This window comes from uncultured Winogradskyella sp. (genome assembly GCF_947498345.1).
GTDB lineage: Bacteria > Bacteroidota > Bacteroidia > Flavobacteriales > Flavobacteriaceae > Winogradskyella.
The window spans coordinates 200,675-219,687 of sequence record NZ_CANMJY010000001.1 but is presented as its reverse complement, the minus strand read 5'-3'; the positions used below and the strand labels follow the sequence as shown (position 1 = coordinate 219,687).

Below are 19,013 nucleotides of genomic sequence, written 5' to 3'. Positions count from 1 at the left end.
TAAAACTAACAATCACCTTCTAATCATTTACCGTTATTGTGTTAAACTAGTTATTTCATATGTTTATTAATTACTATCTTCGATTGTTCAAAATCATTCGAGTCAAAACCGCTAGTTGACTGAACTATAATTCCAGATTTGTCTATAACATACATAGTTGGATATGATTTAATCTTAAAAATTGCTGCTATATCATCGCCACTAGGAATATGTATATAACTATAACCTTTATTTTTGAAATAGTTTTCTGCCGCTTGGGGCTTTTTTTCTCCTGCTGACACACCTATAATCACTACATCTTTATTATTCTTATATAACTGCTCTAATCGCTCGATCATTGGCATTGCTATAATACACGGAGGGCACCATGTACCCCAAAAGTCAATTAAAACAATCTTCCCTTCTAATTGATCAGAGGAAAACTTTTCTCCATTTTGCGAAACACCAGACCATTTTGGTGCTAGACTATTCACTTTCAATAAATTTTCACCTGAAATATCTTGTTGTGTTTCTTGATACGAACGTTTCTGTACAGAAATATTCTTGTTTATCAAAGTAAAATATGACTTCTGATAATTCTTATTGAGCTTCTTTATGGAAATCGTCTTATGATTAAATTTATCCGTATAAAATATTGGTAATTTAGACTCACTATCTATCCAGAAAATATGGACTGCTTGTATTGGTTTTTTATTCTTTGTTTGAAGTGATTTACCATTCTTATTAGTAGGCATTAAAATACCTGAAACACTTTTAATTATTTGATATTTCCTCTCATTTATAACATCTTCTCCTACATGCTGAAATTTATGAAAAATGTTAGATAAAGGTTTATAGGGTGTTTCCTCAGAGAAAGGTCGAATATGCAACATAAATAAATACTGTTGTAATAAGCCCATAACTATTCCACGAGTGGGTTTTGTATATCTTTTAACTTTGCTTTCTCCTCGCTGAAATAAAAACTGACTTCCATCGTAAGAAAAAGAAAAAGGTTCTGAAACTCCTTTTTCTTCTATTGTACCCGTAACTTTAATTAGAGCTTTTCCAAATCCAATATCTTTGACATCAGCTTTTTGTTGCGTTATATTTGCTTTAATTGTAGGAGATCCGTATTTCCCTTTTTCTGGTTTTTGACTTATTTCATACTCTATAGAACTTAGGTTTTTGCAAACTTTACCTGAGGCTTGTAGAATATTTTCTTGTCCTAAAACTAATGATGAACAAAAAATTAAAATGAGTAATAAGGTTGTTTTCATAATTTATTATTTTAATTCTACTTCGATTAAATTCTGATTATAGGACGTTAAAATGCAAGCAATGAGGATAGTAGCAGAGAGTTGATAGCATTTTTACATTCTTTCTCAATGATTCGTAAATGAATCACTTATAATTTTAGTCCATGATAATTTGTTTTTTTATCCATTCATCAGTAATAACAATTATATCTTCATTAAAATTTTCTTGCGCATTTTGCCAAGTTTGTTTCGCGTTTAAAACCTTAACATTATCTTCCATACTGCCTACTTTTGATAAATGATGGTTTGTCTCAGGAATTATTTTATAAAAACCTTTCCCAGGTGCAACTTGATTTATGGCATTAGCTATTAACTTAACACTAAATCCGCCACCAATGGCCGCTAAATCTGATGCACCGTATAAAGAAAGAGTAGAAATTTTAATTTCTTGATGTTCTTTCAATAAATTCATTTTATTCAAACTCTGTAAAAAAATTGGATTTCGCCCCATAATGGTTTGCCCATTATATCCCAAAGCTTTAAAAATGAATTCCATATCTTCTACAGGATATTTATCTATAAGTGTTTTTAAACTTTCATCTTCATACAAAAACTCGTACAATGGCATTCTTAAACTATTTATTTTTTCTTGCATACCTCCATAGCTAATATTCTCTATTATTGGTAATTGAACTGTGAATATATCAATGATATAATCATACCATGACTTCGCTACGTAACCATACCCTATAATACCTCTAACTCCAATATCTCTTGCAATAAAAGGAGCCTGCATCGCTCCTAAAGAATGTCCCCAAATAAAAATATTATTACTATTAATATATTTATACTCTTTTAATCGTTTAAGCCCTTCTCTAAATCCATCTATTTCTGTTTTTGCATCAACTTCAACACAATGTTTATTATTCATAGAGTCACCCATACCTAATTTTTCAACTCTATAAACGGCATAACCTTTTTTAATAAACCCCTCGATTAATTGATTGACTGAACTATTCTTATAATTGTTAATTTGTTCTATTGAGGTACAACTAAAGCCTTGCACATAATAAATTACAGGAAGATCTTTTTGCAGCTTATCTTTAGGTAAATACAAGATGCTTCTTAATTTGCCTTCGAAATCTACATGATCGTATATAATATCAGCATATACTGAACTTTCTTTGATTGTACCAACTACTTTGCCTTTAAGTTTTTTTACTTTTCCATTTCTAAAAACGGTAGCTGTAATTTCATCTCCTTCTCTATATTTGTCTTTAATAAGATTATAAAAACCCGAACCAACAGGAACACCACCATAATCTATTAAAATATCTTTTTCCTGTATCTTTAAATTATCACCTGTAGTATTCTTAGAAACTTTTTTAACATATACTTTAGCGTTACCTTCATAATTAAGTTCTTTTGAAATCGCAGGAGTTAAAGGCTGTAATGAAACACCTAAATTAGGTCTTCTTCCTAGTTCTTGCGAAAAGGAAAAAACACATATAAATAATGCAATTAGCATAGTAAGTTTATTCATTATATTTAACATTTTACAGGTATTTTAGTTTCTTTGATTTTGCGCTCCTAATGGGTAGTATTCCCAAAACCAGAAAGAACAAGAATCATCAGACTAGAATACAGAATGGTGGAGGCTTTTTTGAACATTTTTATGTATTTAATTGCATTCTATTTGTGTGTGAGAACTAATAATAACAAGCATATAAATTGTTTTTGAAATTGATTTATGACGTTAAATATCAGTATTTCAAATTAGAATCAGTTATCAAATATTGCTAATTTTATCAATAGAATTAATATCATCCAAAGGGCTAGTTTTAATAAATCAAATGGTATTCTGGTTACTAAGGCTATCTTGAGAAATGTAGATATCCGCGCATAAGAAATAAATAATATTCTTTAAATATTTAATCTTGATTAATAAAGTATATTCAATGAGACAAATAAAAATTGCTAATTATAATAAGTACTTCTAAAAAGAGGAAAAACCAAATATCTTTATTTTGTTAGAGTTATTTAGAAATTTCTAAATTCTGATGGAGAGTAACCAAAAGATTTTTTAAAGTTTCGTGATAAATTTTGGCGGTCATTAAATCCTGTTTTTAAAGCAATTTCTTCCAGAGATAAGCTTTTATAACTCAATAGCTCATTTGCTTTACTCAATCTAACTTTTGTTAAATAATTATAAGGTGTGTCACCATAGACATCTTTAAATGTTCTTATGAGGTGAAATTTAGAAATATTTGCATTTAAACTTATATTATCGATAGTTAAATCTTCGTGATAGTTATCAGTAATAAAAGACTTTGCTTTATTCAACCTAGAATGTAGTTCTTGTTTAGTTGAAACTTTTGAAATATTTAATTGATTCATCAGTTTATTTATTCCAATCTGATGCTTAAGCATTTCGAAAGCTATACTATAATACCATTCTTCATTATCATTAGTGTTAGTGCAGTTAACAAGATTTACCAACATACGAGATAGACCATCATTACCAAAATTATACTTACCATTATATAAGTTGAAATCAACAGTAGTATCGCAACTAGATAGAAAATCTCTATTGAAAATGTCATTCATTATTTCATTAACCATCTTCTCATCTAAATACACACATTTACCAATTACGTCTTGATTGGATTTTATTGAAACATCAATAGATTGGTTTTGATTAACAACTAAAAACTCTCCTGATTTTACGACATAATTCTTATTCTCAACTTTATAGTGTTCCATTCCTTTAACTGGAACTTTAATAGAAAAAGCTGACTTTTCGATCGAAATTTGCTTCTGCTTACATTTAGTATTAACAATATGATTTCCAGACTCATTAATAGCTTGTATATCTATGTTTTCGTTTTCCACCATAACACCTTAGTTAGTAATAATGAACAACAAATTAAGCTTTTGTTATATAAAAAAAACTAAAGTTATGTTAATTATCTATAACCTATTTTATAAACCTAAGATATAAGTAGTAATTTTTGATTTATCTTTTCAACATATTACATTGATAAATCGTTTTACACAATCTTCAAAAACTACATCTCATTTATTTTCTTTCAATTGCCATTTCTCAAGTTAAATTTACGCGAAGTAAAAAATAATCACCCTAGATTCTGCATTAAAATAGAAGCTAATAAAATTATTTTCTCTATTGAAGACATTTCGTATTAAAGTCCTTGAAGTTTTAGAAAGTCCCCTAGAGTATCAATAGATCAAAACAGTAATTAGAGACAAGAAGGCATGATCATAATTATTAATTATAACCCAGTTTTTATATATGGCTATGAACATTAAAGCAAATTAGAAAGTATGCCAAGTGAAGAGATTAAAAATATTGAAAAACATCTAATATATCCTCAAAGGATAACATAAATGAAACAGGCAGAATTATTATGTATCCAATTAGAATTCAACCTCTAAATTAATAATAGGTTTTATAGATATTGATTTCCAAAAGTTGAAACTTGTTGTTCTAGCAAATGAAGCGGTGTTTTTACTTGTCACATAAGAAATACGGGGATATGCATTTCTTGCAGTTATTTTATTCTCTGGTTCTTCAACCCATTCTATTCCAACAAAAACACTTTCGCTTAATTTTAAAATATCGTCTTTCAAATCAAATACAATCCAGCCTTTTTTGATTCGAGATGTCATTACAATACTTTTTTGTAACAAATCTTCACCTGGTTCTCCATTATTGTTTTTTAAAATTCTCAATCTAAGTTTGAATGCTTTAGTTTTTTTGTTTCCTCTTATATGTAATTTGACTTTATTTAAATAGGCTACAGAATCAGAAACTTCAATATATGTAACTAAAGATGCTCCTGGTTTCCCACCTCCAATATAGACTCCCGATGCTAGGGGGCTAACATTTCGGGTTCCAAGAATTCTTTTTTTAGGCTTTTCATTTGATAAGACTACTTCATCTAGAGTATATAAGACTGGTTGTAATGGAACGTCAAAATTTTGCCCATTAGCTAATTTTTTTATGGGAATATTTACACGCTTATAGCCAATAGCAGAGAAAATCAAAGAATCATTAAAATATGCCGCTGGAATCTCTAATTTATATTGACCATTCTTATCAGATGCAGAACTAATTCCACTATTAAATATTCCTATATTAGTATATGCTATTTTTGCACCTGTTGATTTATTATAAGTATTGCCTGTAATTTGAATAGTTTTTCTTGAGGATTCATATTCCATAATTACACTAATAAGAGTTCGAGATAAGTCTTCTGAAATTGGCGGATCTAAATTAGAAAGAACTGAAAAAAAGTATCCTGTGGGTTCATGATAAAGAAGAGCTGTACTATTTCCGTTGAAGCCACCTGTAATTTCAAAAATTCCATCATCTTCCTCGTTGAATCCATCTAATAATTGATTGACACTAATTTCAGAACAAAAATCTTTAGTTACAAAGACAGAGTGTATCAGCTTTGAAATATCACCAACTGATGCGTGAGCTCCACCATCCGCCCAACTTCTATTAGTACTTGCTATATTTTCATTAGATCTCGAATATGGTTTTGCATAATTATACTTTTCATTTTTTTTGATAGATGAATACTTCATCTCAATCTTTTCAAAAACATTAGATTGCACAAAACCTTCATAGCTAATACCACTCACTTTTTCAATAATTGCTCCTAAGATTATATATCCTATATTACTGTATTTATATTCTATTCCTGGATCAAATGACAACGGTGTTTTTTTAATAAATGAGAGGAAATCAGCATGGGATTCAAATTCATGTCTATTTTCAATATAGTCTGGATTTTCCCAATAATGACCCCAACCAGAAGTATGCGCTAATAATTGTTTTATAGTAATATTTTTCGCTCTAGGATCAGTAAATTCTTTAAAGTAAGAAGACAATGAATCGTTTAACGAAATCTTTTCTTGTTCCTTTAATGAAAGTATCGCTAACATAGTAAATGTTTTACTTAGAGAAGCTAAACCATATTGTGTGTTCTTATTGTTAGGAATAAGATTTATCGAGTCTGCATAACCAAAATGTTGTTCGAAAATTTTATAATCCTTGTTTTGAACATAAATTGAGCCTGAAAAATAAGGATATAATCTATCTATTTCTGTCTTTATATCTAAGGCAAGCCTATTTTCTTTTTGTTTTGATTGCGAATACAAGGAAGATACAACTAGAATAAAAAGTAGTGTTTGTATATAAATTTTCATATAACATTCAATGATAATCAAATATGTGTTTTACTTAAATTATTTATTTCTCATAAAAAATGATTTCTCAATCAGGTTAAAGCGATTGTAGACTTAAGATTCAAAATTTCCACAATACTTTCTAGCAGCAATATTAAGTTAGTAACGATTAGATAAAATAAAAACTATACTTAAAATCTTAAGTAAAGATGAATTATAAAAATAACATCAACCTTTCAAATATTGCTAATTAAGTAGTAATTCCAAACTGGGTTCTGTCGCATTTGAACCCGTTAATTTATAAGAATTCTATCTTTGGGATAAAACTAGATGTTCAAAGGTCATATTTTTCCAATTGGACTTTCATAAGCTCCATATCCACTTACTGAAAGTTTTTTATTTGTTAGTTTTCCATTTTGATTTTCGTAAATCAAAGACACATCGATTTTTTTCCATCGTTATGGCTCAAATGAGGAAGTAAAGGAAATTTGTCAATGAATGGAAAGTTTGCATCTAGATAAACCATTTTGATTCCACTATTCCGTTTTTCAAAGTCACTAGCTACTTCGCTAATTGCTTTGTTTAATTCTGGTCTAACATAATTTCTATTAGCAAGTTTATAGAAGAAAGAATGAGCTTGAACAAATTCCGTTTCTTTTATTTTTTCACGACCAAAAGTAGGAGCGACGTTTGGTACAATTAGATAAGTTGCAATTAAATATAACGTTGCGAAAATTCCAACTCGTTTTATTCTTCTCTTTTGTTCTTTCTATTTATTACTTAAATTTAGTGAAAGACAAACTTAAGACGTGTATAATTAATTACTTGGAAATTCCTTCGGAATTTCCTCTGGTTCGTTTTTGTTTACTAAATTAGTTGCTGAAACACGCAACTAACCATACACAAACACGTAGCCAATTATTTACCGAACTGTTTCAGGTTATAATCTAAATTTTTATAGAAGACAGTAGAATCCAACAAATTTTATTTATTAATATCGTTTGCACAGCCAACATCTATGTCTACTTTATTGAGTTCAACAATGGCATCATTTAGCTTCATTGGGCGTCCATGACCAGGAATAATAGTTAATGGTTTTGGAGAAGCGCAATTATCATCAATAAGTTCAAGTCTTTTCATGGCCTTAAATAAGGATTGTGGTCCACCAAAAGCCATCGTAAAACCAAACCCGGCATTATAAAGATCAGCCTCATAAAGAAAAATCTCATTCTCAGTTTCTACTTTAGTAATCACCATATCCAATGCATGTGGGTTTTCAAGTATATGATAGGCTGTAATCTCAATATTATTATCAGAGATAGTCATTTTCCCTTTGGATTCAATTTCCAACACCACTGGTTGCTCTGTGAATTTTGACATGCCATCTGGACGAATAGTTGATTTGGCTTTTAAAACATCTTTCCACCAAGAACCAACTCCATTACCTACCACTAAATCAGCCCCTTGAGAAATAACAGTACGAACACCTGAAGCATGATCTACATGATGATGACTTTGTATTAGATGTGTAATGGCTTTATTGGGGAATAGTTTCTCAACTATTTTAATAAGCTCATCAGAAACTGCCTTAGATGTATGAGCTTCAATTACAACCACTCCGTTTTCTTGCTCCACAATCATCCCCCCAAGGTGATTAGCAGAGTTATCACGTACTTGATAGATTCCTTGAGCTAATCTCGTAGGAGTTAGTGATACTTCTTCGATATAGTAAAGGCCCGCAATCTCAAAGAATTCATCATGGATATGATGGGTATTGAGCCCGGTTAGGTACGCCTCTTTATCATGTTTGGGCGTAGTATTTGTTTTTGGTAGGGCAAAAAAGTCTTCTTCAATTGTTAAATCTTCTATTACTTCTGTCTTCAGCTGATGATGCAAACGATTACCAGCGACAGTGATTTCTACTTCCATTGGAAATGCCAAGGTCTTTGCTATTTCCCAGTTCTTATAAGTTACTACCAATGCTACATCACGAAGAATCATATTATTTTCAATAGTTTCAAGCATTGAAATAGTACCGCTTTCCGCATGAATATAAAGTTTAATAGGTGCAACATCATCACTAACAATTAGTATGTTAAAAGCCTGTTCTTCATGAGTAGTCGTTCCTCCAAATTGGATATCTCGCTTGCCTTCAAGAACTTCCTTTAAAAGAAGTTGTGGGTTCATTAGTTTCATAGACTTTTCCATACTAGCCACAGCTTGAGATGGTAATACGCCACCAGGTAACCCAAGTGGGTGAGCGCCATTTGAAACGGATCCTATGCCATCTACTGTAACTACTCGATAACGCTGCTCTGGAAAACCATGTTCTGGCACATAAGTGAACTGACGATTGGCATCGGTTCTTATAGACCAACTTTTGATTTCAACGGTATACTTTTTACTGTATGTACTCGTTTTCTTAACATCATTCGGAAGCAACCCCATGTGTGTTGCATAAGATGACCCTGTGGTTGAGATTTGAAATGATTTCAGGTTCAATAGAGCTTCTTTTCCCCCTAAAGCATCCAAGGTTTGTTCGAAGTGTTTTGCTCCTTTTTCCTTATCGCTTTGTATACACCCTATTAACGTGGTAGCCATTAAAACTACAACTGAAAGAACCAATATTATTTTTTTAAATGAATGATTATTAGAAGTATTCATGGCTATTTTTAATTGAGAATTGATGTTAGTAATCATGTTAAGAGAATTGAACTTAAAAGACGCCATCGTTATTACGAATAGCTCCACCTGTAAAAAGAGTAAAAAGTCGAGACATGAAATCCAAAGGCTGTATAGAGTCCCAATGCTCTACAATTTTTCCATCAACAATTTTCCAAATATCTACTACGTTAAGCCCTTTTCTGTCATTGCCCCTGTGTTTAGCTTTTAATGTTACATGGGAATGAAAAATCACAAAATCTCCGTCAAGATAAACGTGCTTTGGATCAAGAAAAAACTCTGGAAATCGTTTAGCCATTGCACTATTAGTATTTACAATGGCTTCTATTCCTCTAGGAACTGACCTATTGTGTTGAATGTATGGGTGGTCTTTATATTTGGCAATAACTTGATCGAAGTTATGATCTAAAATACCTTGAACGAAGCCCGCTACAATTTCAAACTTAGACATCTCTTCGCTACTCCAATGTTCTTGATGAAATTTCTTAAAATCTATTTTTCTCATAATTTTTTATTTACTATTATTTTTCTTTGTTATGCATTACTAATTTTTTTGATTAAGTCAATCCATTCAATTACATCTAAGAGTAAGTAAATGGTAAGCTGTAGCAAACAGTTATAAGCCAATTACCCCCCGAACTGTTTTAGGTGATAATCTAAATGTTTCCAGATCAGTCTACCCCAATCCTTTTGGTTCATTGCTCCAAAGAACGCGTGTGGTTTAAGACTTCGATTCTTTTGAACTTCTTCCAAAAGATTTATCAACTGATTCTTTTCTTTACTAAAGTCTCCAGGAGAAACATCATTCTTCATCATGTTCATTTGCGAAGGAGTAGGCATTCCCTTAAGCCAGGGCATTGCATATAAAAATGACTTTCTACCAAACCAAGTTCTTTGAATGCCAGGTCCTTCATACCCTGAAAGTTCGATATATCCCAGTCCAAGCTTCAATTGTAAGCTACAATGTTCAAGCATCTGCACAATACTCATTTTTCCCCACTCCTTTTCATTAGTAGACTCTAATTTCTCTATCCTCTTGACAATACCTTGATAGTCTTGTGGTTTGAAAATATTTGATGCCATAACTTGATTATTTTAGTTCAGGGTTTCTTTTAATAGTCAGATACATCATGAAATGATATGCCGTGGCAAATGGCACCAAGAAATATGGTAGCAATGCGAGCGGATACATGTTCATACTATGATTCTCTCCAATCGCTATGGACTGAAGTGATACACCTGGACTACTGCTAATACTAAGACCGTATGCGACAACAAAATCAAGTAGTCCAAAAACTATCAGGAACATATAAAGTCCTTTTGTTGGTTTGCCACCAGTAAAAATCAGAACAAGAATAGTAAGTGCGATTACTGCTGCCATAAAATCTCCGAATCCGGAAACATAGGCAAATGTCGTACCAGTAAAACCACGAATATTCTCTAATATGAAAAGTGTTCCCATAAATCTGGTGGACTGAGTGATTGTTAGCCATTTAAGTGATAATCCATCACCAATGAAGAAGTTCTTGAAAATGAATACAAGCGCAGTAGGTATTATCAAATTTACAATCACAATTACCCAAGCCCAATCTGGATTTCCTAATCGAAATTGCCAAACAACGCTGAAGTAGTACATCAAAACTCCCCAGACCGCAATTACAGCGGAAATCGCAATTGATTTTTGAGTTGAGGCTCCTGAGGCTTTATACGTTCCGAAAGCTATAAAAGGAACAAATATAGAACTTCCCATAAGTACCGTTGTAGTAATTGAGTGAGCTTCTATCTCTTGCATATGTTCATTTTTTTATATATTTACTTTCAATGTGAAAGCAAATATACATTTTACTTTCAAATCGGAAGCAATATGGATGAAAATATTTTTCGTAGTACCTGTCCTATTAGTTCATCACTTGACCTTTTTGGGGATAAATGGACATTACTTATTGTAAGGGATTTACTGTATCATGGAACTAGGACCTTTAAGGATTTTTATCAATCAGAAGAAAATATATCAAGTGCTAGATTATCCGAAAGACTAAAGAAACTTGAGGGATTGCAGGCACTGACAAAAGAAAATCACCCTACCAACAAAAAAGTTTATATCTATAAATTGACTCAAAAAGGAAAGGACTTAGCTCCAGCAATAATAGACTTAATTACATGGGGAAATAAGTATTTGAATCATCACATCTCAGACGAATCAAAAAAATTCGCAGCTAATCTAAAAGAGAATCGAGAGATTGTATTGAAAGAACTAATGAAATAAAACTGGCTACAACACCGTGTATAATTCATTGCCAGTTATAGCCTACTTACGAAAATCCTCGCGGATTTTCTATTCGGTTTGTATTTGCTAAATTAGTTGCTGAAAGACGCAACGAAATTATACACAAACACTTTGTGCTTCATTATATTCCTCACTCAATCGGAATTAAATAATTATTCTAACTTTAGAGAAATTCCTAACCAATGATAAAATTCTTTAGAAAAATTAGACAAAACTTGCTTTCAGAGGGAAAAACTGGAAAGTACTTGAAATATGCTATTGGAGAAATTATTCTTGTGGTTATTGGGATTTTGATTGCATTACAAATTAATAATTTGAATGATGAAAGATTGAATAGCACCAAAGAATATACATTTTTAAATGAATTAAGTAAGAGTATCGAATCAGATATAGTTTACTTTCAAAAGCAAGATTCCATTCGCACTGCTTATGAAGCTAACTCGGAAAAAGCACTTTTGATGTTTTATGATGCAAAAAACTATAATGATTTACTTTTAGTGGATTCTTTATTCACTTTTCAATGGAGTGATTGGGAAATAAGTAGAAGTGTTTATGAGGAGATGTTAAACACTGGTAGTCTTTACACCTTAAAAAACGATAAACTCAAAGATAGAATTGCCAACTACTATACACTCATTGAATCAAGAGTATATGCACTTAAGAAAATAAATGATGTGTCAATCAAACTAAGTGAAAACACTGTTTTATATCAGTTAGAACTTTTACGCAATTCTAATGGAGCATATAATGGAAAACTAAAGGACGCTTGGATTGGAGATCCAAATTCCTCAGAGTTCATGTCGTTATACAAATTTTACAGGTTCACCAATTTAAACTGCAATACTTATAGAAGAATGTTTGGAGCACAGATTTTAAAAAGAGGTAATGAGTTACTTGAAGAGTTAAATAATGAATTGGACTTATCAAAATAACGAAAGCCCAACACCGTGTATAGTAAATTGCTGGTTCTATGTGTACTCGGAAAATCCTACATATTTTCCTCTGGTTCGTTTTTTATCCATAGCTCTATACGAATTAGTATTCAAATAAAGATAGAACTATTAAACACTAAATAAAACATGTATTTTGAAGAATTTAAATTTTATATAAAAATCATTTATTGTTTTTTATTAAGGATAAAGAACTTAAATCTTCATCAAAATAGTTCGACTTTTGTCCCGTTGGCTCCACCATCAAAAACCCGATTCAAATGAATCGGGTTTTTTGGTTTTAGGTCTTAAAACTGAAATGTAATTACACTCTAATCTTACTGGGCACTACACCTTTAATGGCCTTAAACATTCGATTAAAATTCGAGATATTCCTAAAACCAGATATGTAAGCAATCTCAGCAATACTAAAATCACTTTTTTCTAATAATAACCTGCTAGCTTTTTCTACTCTAAATTCATTTAAAAACTGAATATAAGTTTTATTAGTTCTTTTTTTAAAGTATTTGCAAAAGGCATTTTTAGTCATATTAGCCACTTTTGAAACGTCGTCTAAAGAGACATCTTTATCATAATTAGTTAATGTAAATTCAAATACATTCCGCATGCGATCCCCTTCAACTAAACTATATTTTTTATCATATACAAATGATGATAAACTTGTGTAATCAGACGCTACCATATAACTTAATAACTGTAATAAGATTATAAACCTATCTAGCTTTGATGTGCTTTCAAGCTTAAGAAATAAGCTTTTCATGTCTTTAATATGAGATTGAGGTTTAAAACCATATTTAGAACGTTCAAAAAAAGGTTTAATACCTTTCATTTCTTCAAGGTTAAAAAAGGAATTACCAAAAGATTGTTCTGTAAAAAATAAAGTTAGCATATGTGATTCTTGCGAATGTTTATCACTTTTAAATACATGCGGAATATTGCTCCCTATAACTAAAACATCATCCTTACCATAATTATTAATGGTATCACCAACAACTAATGTTCCTTGACCCTCTACTATATAACTTAACTGAATTTCTTCATGCTGATGTAGTTGATCATAAAACGCTACTACCTTATCAACTTGATAAATCAATCCCGATTTATCTGGTTTAGGAATAATAAATGGTAATACTTTCAAATTAAATATGATTAAATACTATTCAAAAATATAACTAATAATGATATAATGGATAATATAATATTATAAAAGAATAAAAAACCATTATTTGTTCTTATAAAACTCAACTAATTTTACACTTTAAAAACAAATTCTTATGAGCATAAAATGGGAAGGAGTAATGCCTGCAGTAACCACAAAATTTACAGACTACGACACATTAGATTTACACATGTTTGAACACAATATAGAAGCTCAACTAGAAGCTGGTGTTCATGGCATAGTCTTAGGAGGCACTCTCGGAGAGGCAAGTACTTTAAGCGATGATGAAAAAGGCATACTAACAAGAACTACTATAGAAATTGTTAAAGGAAAAGTTCCTGTTTTAATTAATATTGCTGAGCAAACCACAAAAGGAGCTATTAAAGCTGCGCAAAAAGCTGAAGAAGATGGCGCTAAAGGTTTAATGATGTTGCCCCCAATGCGTTACAAGTCTGGGGATAGAGAAACTGTTGAATATTTTAAAGCTGTTGCCAATAATACGTCTCTACCTATTATGGTGTACAACAACCCTGTTGATTATAAGGTTGAAGTTTCTCTAGACATGTTCGAAGATTTATTAAAATGTGATAACATAGAAGCAGTAAAAGAATCAACCAGAGATATTTCTAACGTCACTAGAATTAAGAATAGATTCGGAAATCGATTAAAGATTATGACAGGTGTAGATACCTTAGCTCTTGAAAGCTTATTGATGGGAGCAGATGGATGGATTGCAGGTTTGGTTTGTGCTTTCCCTAAAGAAACTGTTGCTATTTATGAACTCCAAAAAGCAGGAAGAATCCAGGAAGCTTTAGACATCTACAGATGGTTTTTACCATTGTTAGAGTTAGATATAAACCCTAAATTAGTACAGAATATAAAACTTGCAGAAGTTGCCACTGGTATTGGAACTGAGAATGTTCGTGCTCCTCGATTACCATTACAAGGAGAAGAACGCAAACATGTGCTTCAGGTTATTGAAAATGGACTAAAAAACAGACCAAACTTACCAGATTACAAAAACTTAAAATAAGAGATTCCCTTTTACAAGGGAATGATACAAATATCATGATTACAGGAAAAAACTATATTGGAAATCAATTATCTGCCAAAGGTTCTAAAACCTATAAGACGTTTAACCCACAATTAAATATTGAGAACGATCCTGTTTATACTGAAGCTACATTAGAAGAGATAGACGAAGCAGTTACTTTAGCATCTAATGCGTTCAAAATATTCAGAACCGTTTCAGGACAACAAAAGGCTGAATTTTTGAATACCATTGCAGACGAAATTTTAGATCTTGATGATGAATTGATTAAAACGTATTGTTCAGAAACCGGATTACCAGAAGGCCGAGCAAAAGGAGAGCGTGGAAGAACAATTGGTCAACTAAGAAGCTTTGCTCAATTTGTTGCCGAAGGTTCTTGGGTTGATGCTACAATTGATACTGCTCAACCAGACCGTAAACCAATGCCAAAATCAGACATACGCAAAATGCTAATTCCTTTAGGGCCAGTTGTGGTTTTTGGAGCTAGTAATTTTCCATTAGCCTACTCTACTGCTGGTGGTGATACTGCAGCTGCTTTAGCTTCTGGGTGTCCAGTTATTGTAAAATCACATCCTATGCATGCGGGCACTGGTGAATTGGTAGCATCAGCTATAGTAAAAGCCGCTGAGAAAACGAATATGCCAAATGGTGTGTTTTCAAATATTAATTCAAGTGGTATAGAAGTAGGTACTCATCTTGTTAAACATCCCAGAGTTAAAGCTATTGGTTTTACAGGAAGTATAAAAGGTGGAAGAACATTATATGATTTAGCTGCACAGCGTGAAGAGCCTATACCTGTTTTTGCTGAAATGGGTAGTATAAACCCAGTAGTGATCTTACCCGAAGCTTTAAAAAATCAAAATGAAAGCTTAGCCAAAACTTATGCAAATTCTATTACTTTAGGTACAGGACAATTCTGCACAAACCCAGGTTTGATTTTGGGAATTAAAAACGAGGCTTTATCCAATTTTATTCAAAATTTAGCTGACGAGATTATACAAATTGAGCCATCTTGTATGTTACATCCAAACATTATTGGAGCTTATCAGCGTAAAAAGCAAACTGCCATTTCTCAACCTCATTTATCAGTTGTTGCAAGTTATGAAGCTGACGTACAAACCAACTATGCAAAACAAGCCATTACAACTGTTGAAGGGAAAACTTTTTTAGACAACCCAGCACTTCACCAAGAAGTATTTGGTCCTTTTTCTATGGTGGTTCAATGCGAAAATGCCAATCAGTTAGAACAAATTATATCACAATTAGAAGGTCAACTCACAGGAACAGTTATTACAGAACCCTATGAAGCATCAAAATATACTGATGTGATTTCTGCACTACAAAATCGAGTTGGTCGTATTATTTATAATGGTGTTCCGACCGGAGTTGAAGTATGCCCTTCTATGGTTCATGGAGGTCCATATCCATCATCAACAGATAGTCGCTTTACAGCTGTAGGTATTCATTCTATAAAACGTTGGGTAAGGCCATTTAGCTATCAAGATTGGCCAAATGAATTACTTCCTGATGAATTAAAAAATGAAAATCCTCTAGAGATTTCACGTTTAGTTAATAACAAACAAACTTCAGATAAACTATAAATGGCTTCGCATACTTTTGTTTGTATTGATGCACATACTTGCGGAAATCCGGTAAGAGTGATTAAAGAAGGAGGTCCAAAACTCATTGGCAATACCATGAGTGAAAAACGCCAACATTTCTTAAAAGAATATGATTGGATTCGCAAAGGTTTAATGTTTGAACCACGTGGTCATGATATGATGAGTGGTAGTATTTTGTACCCACCTCATAATCCCGATAATGACTTTGCCATATTATTTATTGAAACCTCCGGTTGCTTACCAATGTGTGGTCATGGCACTATTGGAACTATTACTATTGCTATAGAACAAGGCTTGGTTACCCCAAAAATTCCTGGAAAAATTAAAATGGAGGCTCCTGCTGGTATAGTAGAAATTGAATATCAGCAAACCGGCTCTAAAGTCGATTGGGTTAAGCTCACTAATGTAAAAAGTTATTTAGCAGCTGAAAACTTAACTGTAGAATGTCCAGATCTTGGTGAGATAAAATTTGATGTGGCATACGGTGGAAATTTTTATGCTATTGTAGATCCTCAAGAAAATTTTTCTGGCATACACGATTATACCGCGAGCAAAATCATACAATTTTCTCAGGTTGTAAGAGATCGCATTAATAAAAAATATGCGAACCAGTTTATGCATCCAGAGAATGATACTATAAAAGATATTACGCATTTACTCTGGACAGGTGAACCAATACACAAAGATTCCCATGGTCGAAATGCCGTGTTTTATGGAGATAAAGCAATAGATAGAAGTCCATGCGGTACAGGTACATCGGCGCGATTAGCACAACTGTATGCAAAAGGAAAGTTAAAAACTGACGAGCCCTTTATTCACGAAAGCTTTATTGGTAGTAAGTTTATTGGACGTATAGAAAAAGAAACCGTTCTGGATGGAAAACCTGCAATTATACCAAGTATTCAAGGTTGGGCGAAAATATATGGTCAAAATACAATAACCATTGATCCTGAAGATGATCCATATGCATTTGGATTTCAGGTAATATAAATTATGAGCAAGGAAGTTATAATCATAGGAGGTGGAATTATTGGGTTATGTTCAGCATATTATCTTCAAAAAGAAGGACATAAAGTTACTGTTATAGATCAATCTAATATGAATGCCGGAGCTTCATACGTAAATGCTGGTTATTTATCCCCAAGCCATATTATTCCATTGTCAGCACCAGGAGTTATGAGAAAAGGTATTCAATGGATGTTTAATTCATCAAGCCCACTATATATTCAACCACGATTAGATCTAAATTTCTTAAAATGGACATGGGCATTTAACAAATCCTGTAATGCCAATCATGTAAAAAAAGCCGCTCCCGTAATTCGGGATATCACTATTTTAAGTCAACAATTATATGAGGATATAAAAACATCAGAACATTTTACAGCACAATATGAAAAGAAAGGCTTATTTATGCTTTGCCAAACACAAAAGCTACTAGATGAAGAGCTAAAAATGGCAGAAATAGCTGTAAAATTAGGTCTTGAAGCTCGGGAAGTTAATCCTTCTGAAATCAAACAACTTGAACCTAATGTAGAAATCAACACCATTGGTGCTGCATATTTTAAATGTGACCATCACTCCACACCTCATGAATTTATGAAAGAAATGATAGCGCATTTAACTCATAGAGGTGTAACATTTTATACAAACGAAACGGTTAAAGATATAACCATTAAAAACCAAAGTATATCAACCTTAAAGACCAACAAGCAAACCTTAACTGCTGATGAAATTATTATAGCCGCTGGTTCATGGAGTTCGATATTGAGCAAAAAATTAGGCTTAAAATTATTGCTGCAAGCAGGCAAGGGTTATCGCATTGACACCAAAAAACAGACAGGAATTACAATTCCTGCAATTCTGGCCGAAGCTAAAACTGCCGTAACACCTATGAATAGTTTTACACGCTTTGCTGGCACTATGGAAATCGCTGGTATCAATCACCAGATAAATAGAGTTCGGGTTGAAGCAATTGCCAATGCGGCAAACCATTATTATCCTAATATAAAATTAACCCAAACGGAAAAGGACGATGCTGCTTGCGGATTACGTCCAGTTTCACCAGATGGGTTACCTTACATTGGCAAATCAAAAATGTGCAAAAACTTAACCATAGCAACTGGCCATGCGATGATGGGTTGGAGCATGGGAACTGCAACTGGTCTACTTGTTTCAGAGATTATTTCTAACAAAAAAACATCTTTAGACATAGAATCATTTCATCCCGATAGAAGATTTTAAAATCTCATTTTTTACATATTCAATTATTAAAATTGGTATATTAGCTTGTTAGGCGTTTGCCAAGCAATCACTAAAAAAATAAGAGGTTAATGTGTAAAGAAAAGAAAGAACAATTCATGAAAGAAGCTGTTAAAGCAGCTTTAAAAGGCATGAACAACAATGAAGGAGGACCTTTTGGTTGCATCGTCGTCAAAGATGGAAAGATTGTTGGTCGGGGCAATAATAAAGTGACTTCTACTAATGACCCAACAGCACATGCTGAAGTTACAGCTATTAGAGATGCTTGTAAAAATTTAGATTCATTTCAATTAGATGGATGCGAAATCTATACCTCTTGCGAACCTTGCCCAATGTGTTTAGGAGCTATTTATTGGGCACGACCAGATAAAGTATATTATGGAAGCAATCAAGTTGATGCCGCTAATATTGGTTTTGATGACGAGTTTATCTATAAAGAGATTCCTTTACCTTACGATAAAAGAAGTATTCCATTTGAACAATTAACAAGAGACATTGCCTTAGAACCATTTAATGAATGGGCTAAGAAAGAAGATAAAACTGAATATTAGTAA

Annotated in this window: 16 protein-coding genes; 7 read left to right on the top strand and 9 right to left on the bottom strand. The window is 32.4% G+C overall.

Annotated features, from left to right (window positions below; translation table 11 throughout):
* Positions 1–50: 50 nt before the first annotated feature.
* From Q0912_RS00975 to Q0912_RS00940, 8 genes are all read right to left on the bottom strand, one after another.
* Entirely contained in the window at positions 51–1,256 is a 1,206-nt protein-coding gene (locus Q0912_RS00975) for a TlpA disulfide reductase family protein (RefSeq protein WP_299111024.1), read from the bottom strand.
* A 136-nt stretch (positions 1,257–1,392) separates the two neighbouring features.
* Positions 1,393–2,778 carry a PDZ domain-containing protein gene (locus Q0912_RS00970; protein ID WP_299111022.1) on the bottom strand — a complete coding sequence of 462 codons (1,386 nt, stop codon included), beginning with the start codon at positions 2,776–2,778 and terminating at the stop codon, positions 1,393–1,395.
* Between the two features lie 497 nt (positions 2,779–3,275).
* Positions 3,276–4,130 carry an AraC family transcriptional regulator gene (locus Q0912_RS00965; protein ID WP_299111019.1) on the bottom strand — a complete coding sequence of 285 codons (855 nt, stop codon included), beginning with the start codon at positions 4,128–4,130 and terminating at the stop codon, positions 3,276–3,278.
* Between the two features lie 540 nt (positions 4,131–4,670).
* Positions 4,671–6,422, bottom strand: coding sequence for a serine hydrolase (locus tag Q0912_RS00960; RefSeq protein ID WP_299111017.1), 1,752 nt, complete (start codon positions 6,420–6,422; stop codon positions 4,671–4,673).
* Between the two features lie 1,011 nt (positions 6,423–7,433).
* Positions 7,434–9,050: an MBL fold metallo-hydrolase gene (locus Q0912_RS00955; protein ID WP_299111015.1), complete on the bottom strand. Its 1,617-nt coding sequence runs from the start codon at positions 9,048–9,050 to the stop codon at positions 7,434–7,436.
* Positions 9,051–9,165: 115 nt separating this feature from the next.
* Entirely contained in the window at positions 9,166–9,636 is a 471-nt protein-coding gene (locus Q0912_RS00950) for a nuclear transport factor 2 family protein (protein WP_299111013.1), read from the bottom strand.
* A 122-nt stretch (positions 9,637–9,758) separates the two neighbouring features.
* A complete protein-coding gene (locus Q0912_RS00945; protein WP_299111011.1) occupies positions 9,759–10,214 on the bottom strand; it encodes a DUF1569 domain-containing protein in 456 nt (151 codons plus the stop codon).
* A gap of 7 nt (positions 10,215–10,221) precedes the next feature.
* The gene (locus tag Q0912_RS00940) at positions 10,222–10,923 is read right to left on the bottom strand and encodes a hypothetical protein (RefSeq protein ID WP_299111009.1); all 702 of its coding nucleotides are present in this window, start codon (positions 10,921–10,923) and stop codon (positions 10,222–10,224) included.
* A 72-nt stretch (positions 10,924–10,995) separates the two neighbouring features.
* Between Q0912_RS00940 and Q0912_RS00935 the strand changes: the two genes are divergently transcribed.
* Together Q0912_RS00935 and Q0912_RS00930 are read left to right on the top strand one after the other, a co-directional pair.
* Positions 10,996–11,397 carry a helix-turn-helix domain-containing protein gene (locus tag Q0912_RS00935; protein ID WP_299111007.1) on the top strand — a complete coding sequence of 134 codons (402 nt, stop codon included), beginning with the start codon at positions 10,996–10,998 and terminating at the stop codon, positions 11,395–11,397.
* A 236-nt stretch (positions 11,398–11,633) separates the two neighbouring features.
* Positions 11,634–12,350 (top strand): hypothetical protein, encoded by a 717-nt coding sequence (locus Q0912_RS00930; RefSeq protein ID WP_299111005.1) that lies wholly within the window; start codon positions 11,634–11,636, stop codon positions 12,348–12,350.
* Positions 12,351–12,672: 322 nt separating this feature from the next.
* On the opposite strand, the gene Q0912_RS00925 is transcribed toward Q0912_RS00930, so the two are convergent.
* Positions 12,673–13,506: an AraC family transcriptional regulator gene (locus tag Q0912_RS00925; protein ID WP_299111003.1), complete on the bottom strand. Its 834-nt coding sequence runs from the start codon at positions 13,504–13,506 to the stop codon at positions 12,673–12,675.
* A gap of 136 nt (positions 13,507–13,642) precedes the next feature.
* Here Q0912_RS00925 and Q0912_RS00920 point away from each other — a divergent pair, with 136 nt between their 5' ends.
* From Q0912_RS00920 to Q0912_RS00900, 5 genes are all read left to right on the top strand, one after another.
* Entirely contained in the window at positions 13,643–14,560 is a 918-nt protein-coding gene (locus Q0912_RS00920) for a dihydrodipicolinate synthase family protein (protein ID WP_299111000.1), read from the top strand.
* Between the two features lie 35 nt (positions 14,561–14,595).
* Positions 14,596–16,179, top strand: a complete 1,584-nt coding sequence (locus Q0912_RS00915; RefSeq protein ID WP_299110998.1) for an aldehyde dehydrogenase (NADP(+)) — start codon at positions 14,596–14,598, stop codon at positions 16,177–16,179.
* Complete coding sequence (locus Q0912_RS00910; RefSeq protein WP_299110996.1) at positions 16,180–17,190, top strand: 4-hydroxyproline epimerase; 1,011 nt, start codon at positions 16,180–16,182, stop codon at positions 17,188–17,190. It abuts the gene before it with no gap.
* A 3-nt stretch (positions 17,191–17,193) separates the two neighbouring features.
* A complete protein-coding gene (locus Q0912_RS00905) occupies positions 17,194–18,441 on the top strand; it encodes an FAD-dependent oxidoreductase (protein ID WP_299110994.1) in 1,248 nt (415 codons plus the stop codon).
* Between the two features lie 89 nt (positions 18,442–18,530).
* A complete protein-coding gene (locus tag Q0912_RS00900) occupies positions 18,531–19,010 on the top strand; it encodes a nucleoside deaminase (RefSeq protein WP_299110992.1) in 480 nt (159 codons plus the stop codon).
* Positions 19,011–19,013: the final 3 nt, after the last annotated feature.

What these genes read in the sequence shown, in the direction of transcription:
- Q0912_RS00975 (WP_299111024.1), bottom strand. Translation starts at nt 1,256, where the DNA reads ATGAAAACAACCTTATTACTCATTTTAATTTTTTGTTCATCATTAGTT.
- Q0912_RS00970 (WP_299111022.1), bottom strand. Translation starts at nt 2,778, where the DNA reads ATGAATAAACTTACTATGCTAATTGCATTATTTATATGTGTTTTTTCC.
- Q0912_RS00965 (WP_299111019.1), bottom strand. Translation starts at nt 4,130, where the DNA reads ATGGTGGAAAACGAAAACATAGATATACAAGCTATTAATGAGTCTGGA.
- Q0912_RS00955 (WP_299111015.1), bottom strand. Translation starts at nt 9,050, where the DNA reads ATGGCTACCACGTTAATAGGGTGTATACAAAGCGATAAGGAAAAAGGA.
- Q0912_RS00950 (WP_299111013.1), bottom strand. Translation starts at nt 9,636, where the DNA reads ATGAGAAAAATAGATTTTAAGAAATTTCATCAAGAACATTGGAGTAGC.
- Q0912_RS00945 (WP_299111011.1), bottom strand. Translation starts at nt 10,214, where the DNA reads ATGGCATCAAATATTTTCAAACCACAAGACTATCAAGGTATTGTCAAG.
- Q0912_RS00940 (WP_299111009.1), bottom strand. Translation starts at nt 10,923, where the DNA reads ATGCAAGAGATAGAAGCTCACTCAATTACTACAACGGTACTTATGGGA.
- Q0912_RS00935 (WP_299111007.1), top strand. Translation starts at nt 10,996, where the DNA reads ATGGATGAAAATATTTTTCGTAGTACCTGTCCTATTAGTTCATCACTT.
- Q0912_RS00920 (WP_299111000.1), top strand. Translation starts at nt 13,643, where the DNA reads ATGAGCATAAAATGGGAAGGAGTAATGCCTGCAGTAACCACAAAATTT.
- Q0912_RS00915 (WP_299110998.1), top strand. Translation starts at nt 14,596, where the DNA reads ATGATTACAGGAAAAAACTATATTGGAAATCAATTATCTGCCAAAGGT.
- Q0912_RS00910 (WP_299110996.1), top strand. Translation starts at nt 16,180, where the DNA reads ATGGCTTCGCATACTTTTGTTTGTATTGATGCACATACTTGCGGAAAT.
- Q0912_RS00905 (WP_299110994.1), top strand. Translation starts at nt 17,194, where the DNA reads ATGAGCAAGGAAGTTATAATCATAGGAGGTGGAATTATTGGGTTATGT.
- Q0912_RS00900 (WP_299110992.1), top strand. Translation starts at nt 18,531, where the DNA reads ATGTGTAAAGAAAAGAAAGAACAATTCATGAAAGAAGCTGTTAAAGCA.